Genomic DNA, 2,971 nt, shown 5'->3' with positions numbered 1-2,971 from the left:
AACATGCCCTTGGTTTTATTTTCGTACACCACTTTCCAGCTATCGCCCCCATCAACTGTTTTTAAAATATACGCCGGGTCGGAAGTACCCATAATTACAGCGGTCATACCATCAAAAGCTTCAATATCCCTGAAGTCTGTTTTTTCAAAACCTTTTACCGTTATCCATTTCCAGGTGCTACCGCTGTCAATACTTCTGCCCACAGTGCCTTCACTGCCGCTAACCCAAATTACTTTATCATTTACCACACTCAGCCCACGCATACTTATTTTTTTATCCGCTACCAATACCTTAACCGCTTGTGCTTTTGCAAAGCCAAACAAAAAAAATGTAAACAAACCAAAAATAATTTTTTGCATAACTGGAGGTTAATGGTATAAAGCAAAGCGAAATAAAGTATCGTTCAAAAATAGAAAAGAAAAACGGAATTTTTCATTAATAGTTACAGTTTTAAAACAGCAGCAGAGAAATGTTTTTGTGTTACTTTTGAATAAACTAAAACTAAAAAACGATTTGCCAAAAACGCCAGCCCATGAGTTATAATTATTTGCCTTTAGATAAAAGCCCGTTGAATTTTCAGCAGGTAAAAAACCTGTTACAGTTCGATCAGCTGGTATCTATTACTTTTGATGCACACCACCGCATTACTGAATGCCGTGATTACCTCGATAAAAAATTACAAAGCCCCGATGCATTATTTTATGGTATCAACACCGGCTTTGGTTATTTACAAAATGTAAAGATTGATGCCGCACAATTACAGCAACTGCAAAGTAATTTAATACAATCGCATGCCTGTGGCCTTGGTGAAGAAGTGCCAAAAGATATTGTAAAGTTGATGGTGATGCTGAAAATAAAATCGCTCAGCTACGGCCATAGCGGGGTACAGATTGATACCGTAAAAAGATTAATGGAAATGTACAACGCCAATGTGTTCCCCGTAATTTATACACAGGGTTCATTAGGCGCCTCCGGCGATCTGGCACCGCTGTCGCATTTAAGTTTACCATTAATAGGTTTGGGAGAAGTGATGCATGAAGGCAAAAAAATTCCTGCGGCTGAAGCGTTAAAAAAATTCGACTGGCAACCCATTCAATTGCAAAGCAAGGAAGGTTTGGCATTGATAAACGGCACACAATTTATGAGTGCTTACGGCATGCATAATTTAATGCAGGCCGATCGTTTATTAAAATGGGCCGATATTATTGCTGCCATTTCTTTTGATGCTTTTGATTGCACCATGGAACCACTGCATGAAAAAATTCATTCCATCCGCAGTCATAGCGGCCAGGTAAGCACCGCAGCAAGATTAAGAGCATTATTAAACGGCAGCGCCATTGCCACGCAGAAAAAACAACAGATACAGGATCCATATTCTTTCCGCTGCATACCGCAGGTGCATGGTGCTACTAAAGATACTTTCGATTATGTGCTGAGCATTTTTATCAAAGAGATAAATTCGGTAACTGATAATCCTAATATTTTTCCGAATGATGATCTGATTGTAAGCGGCGGAAATTTTCACGGCCAGCCTTTGGCGTTAGGATTAGATTTTTTAGCCATTGCAATGAGTGAGTTGGCTAACATCAGCGAAAGAAGAACGTACCAACTCATCAGCGGACAAAAAAATCTCCCTTTATTTTTAGTAAAAGATGCCGGACTCAATAGTGGCTTTATGATACCACAATACACCGCCGCCGGCATTGTAAGTGAAAACAAACAATTGTGTACACCGGCAAGTGTAGATTCTATTTCATCCAGCAACAACCAGGAAGATCATGTGAGCATGGGCGCCAACGCCGCCACCAAATGCAAAAGGGTAGTGGACAATGCAGAAAAAGTTTTAGCCATCGAATTATTAACTGCCGTGCAGGCATTAGAATTTCGCAGGCCGCTAAAAAGTTCGCCAGCCATTGAAGAAATTGTAACCGCCTTTAGAAAAGAAGTGAGCTTTAATGATGCGGATAGAATTTTGCAGGTGGATATGATGAAAGCCATTGAGTTTATAAAACAATAATAGTCCCGCAGATTACGCAGATGTCGCAGAAAAATCAGCGATATCAGCGGGCAAATTAATATTGCTAAAGTTGAAAATCATTTTATGAAAAAGTATTCCTTCACCATTTTACTCCTCTGTATTATCACCTCCTGCTTTTCGCAACCCAAAATATGGCCAGCACAAAAAGCTAACGACTGGTATAAAAAACAAAGCTGGTTAGTAGGTACCGATTTTTTACCCAGCACCGCCATCAATCAATTAGAAATGTGGCAGGCCGAAACATTTGATGCCAAAACAATTGATAAAGAATTAGGCTGGGCTGCGGCCATTGGCATGAATGTAATGAGGGTGTACCTGCACGACCTGGCGTGGAAAGCAGGTGCAGCAGGATTTAAAAAACGCATGAACAGTTTTTTAACCATCGCCGCAAAACATAAAATAAAAATATTGTTTTGCATTTTTGATGATTGCTGGAACCCTGAGCCTGCCATTGGTAAACAACCCGATCCAAAACCCGGTGTGCACAATTCGGGTTGGGTAAGAAGCCCGGGAATGAGTGTACATAACGACAGCACACAATGGATATATCTTCAAAAATACGTAACCGATATTTTAAACACTTTTAAAAATGATAAACGCATTTTAATGTGGGACCTGTATAACGAACCGGCAAACAGTGGTTACGGCATTACTTCATTACCATTATTAAAAAAAGTTTTTCAATGGGCATGGGCGGTAAGGCCATCGCAACCATTAACTGCCGGTGTTTGGTTTATGGATTTTCCTTTTATCAACGCTTATCAGTTGCAACATTCCGATGTAATCACTTTTCATAATTATGATGATACTGCATCAATGAAAAAAGCCATTGACAGTTTACAAAAAATAGGCAGGCCGGTAATTTGTACAGAATATATGGCCAGGAGTAACAACAGTAAATTTGAAACTCACCTGCCCATTTTAAAACGTTAT

At 39.6% G+C, this 2,971-nt stretch carries 3 protein-coding genes; 2 read left to right on the top strand and 1 reads right to left on the bottom strand.

What is annotated here, in order from left to right; translation table 11 throughout:
• Positions 1 to 359 (bottom strand): WD40/YVTN/BNR-like repeat-containing protein (locus tag ACY65O_RS17295; protein ID WP_462222113.1); only part of this gene is annotated, 359 nt, incomplete at its 3' end.
• Between the two features lie 173 nt (positions 360 to 532).
• On the opposite strand from ACY65O_RS17295, the gene hutH reads away from it, so the two are divergent.
• Together hutH and ACY65O_RS17285 are read left to right on the top strand one after the other, a co-directional pair.
• Positions 533 to 2,017, top strand: a complete 1,485-nt coding sequence (gene hutH, locus ACY65O_RS17290; RefSeq protein ID WP_462222112.1) for a histidine ammonia-lyase — start codon at positions 533 to 535, stop codon at positions 2,015 to 2,017.
• Positions 2,018 to 2,101: 84 nt separating this feature from the next.
• Positions 2,102 to 2,971: glycoside hydrolase 5 family protein (locus ACY65O_RS17285; RefSeq protein ID WP_462222111.1), on the top strand; the 870-nt coding region annotated here is incomplete at its 3' end.

Origin of the sequence: Ferruginibacter sp. (genome assembly GCF_031430955.1) — a bacterium.
Classification (GTDB): domain Bacteria; phylum Bacteroidota; class Bacteroidia; order Chitinophagales; family Chitinophagaceae; genus Ferruginibacter.
Note: the sequence above shows the minus strand (reverse complement) of the source record. Positions and strands in the feature narration are given on the sequence as shown.

What these genes read in the sequence shown, in the direction of transcription:
- hutH (WP_462222112.1), top strand. Translation starts at nt 533, where the DNA reads ATGAGTTATAATTATTTGCCTTTAGATAAAAGCCCGTTGAATTTTCAG.